This window comes from Paractinoplanes durhamensis (genome assembly GCF_016862175.1).
Classification (GTDB): Bacteria; Actinomycetota; Actinomycetes; order Mycobacteriales; family Micromonosporaceae; genus Actinoplanes; species Actinoplanes durhamensis.
On the sequence record NZ_BOML01000131.1, the window covers coordinates 1 to 1,025 of the forward strand.

The window sequence follows — 1,025 nt, forward strand, 5'->3', positions numbered from 1 at the left end:
TGAGCCTTTCCGGGTAACGGCCCGGAGACTGTAGGTAGCGGTCCTCGCTGTCGAGTGTGGACACGCCCGGACCTGTTGCGGTGCAACGAAAAAGCGCAGAACCCCGGTATGAAGTGGTCCTTCCACAGATCAACTTCAGTAGGGGTCCTGCGCACCATGAGTGTCACATACGCCGCTGTCCTGCCCGTACGCGAGGAGACCGTGTTGTTCCTCTCCGGGCTTCTGCACACCGAGCGGCGTCGGCTCGGGACCAGGGCCGGGACACGGTCGCTGGGCTGCTTCAAACAAGCGATCCTGGTGCTGCGCTGGCTACTGGACGGCACCCGGATCGTCCAACTCGCCGCTGACAACCAGGTCAGCCGCTCGACCGGGTACGCCTACCTGCACGAGGGCATCAGAGTGCTCGCCGCCAGCGCGCCGAGCCTGCACTCGGTGCTGCTGGCGGCGAAGATGGCCGGCTACGCCCACGTCAACATCGACGGCACCCTGATCGAGACCGACCGATGCCGCACCCCCGGACCAACACCCGGAGTGGACTTGTGGTGGTCCGGCAAACACGACAACCACGGCGGGAACATCCAGGTCATCACCGCCCCGGACGGCTGGCCGCTGTGGACCTCACCGGTACGACCCGGCCGCGAACACGACACCACCGCCCTGCGCGAACACGGCGAGATCCTGCCCCTGCTGACCGCCTGGACCGACGACGACCTGCGAGTCCTCGGCGATCTGGGCTACGAAGGCGAGCAGTCCACGATCACGGTCGCCTACAAGAAACCGAAGAACGCGGCCTGCACCGAGATGCAGCAGCAGTTCAACCGCGCCCACAACGCCGTCCGCGCCATCGGCGAACGCGGCAACTCACTGCTCAAGACCACATTCAAAGCCCTGCGTAACATCAGCCTCTGCCCCTGGAGCATCGGCCGGATCACCGCCGCCGCCCTCGTGATCCTGCACATCGAGCACGACCGCACCACCTGACCAAACCACTACTTGACGTCAACGGCCGTTACTCGGAAAGCCTC

Annotated in this window: 1 protein-coding gene; it reads left to right on the top strand. The window is 65.3% G+C overall.

The annotated features are described in order from the left end of the window. Positions 1–156 precede the first annotated feature (156 nt). Positions 157–981, top strand: a complete 825-nt coding sequence (locus tag Adu01nite_RS47435) for a transposase family protein (protein ID WP_203736002.1) — start codon at positions 157–159, stop codon at positions 979–981. Positions 982–1,025 lie beyond the last annotated feature (44 nt).

What these genes read in the sequence shown, in the direction of transcription:
- Adu01nite_RS47435 (WP_203736002.1), top strand. Translation starts at nt 157, where the DNA reads ATGAGTGTCACATACGCCGCTGTCCTGCCCGTACGCGAGGAGACCGTG.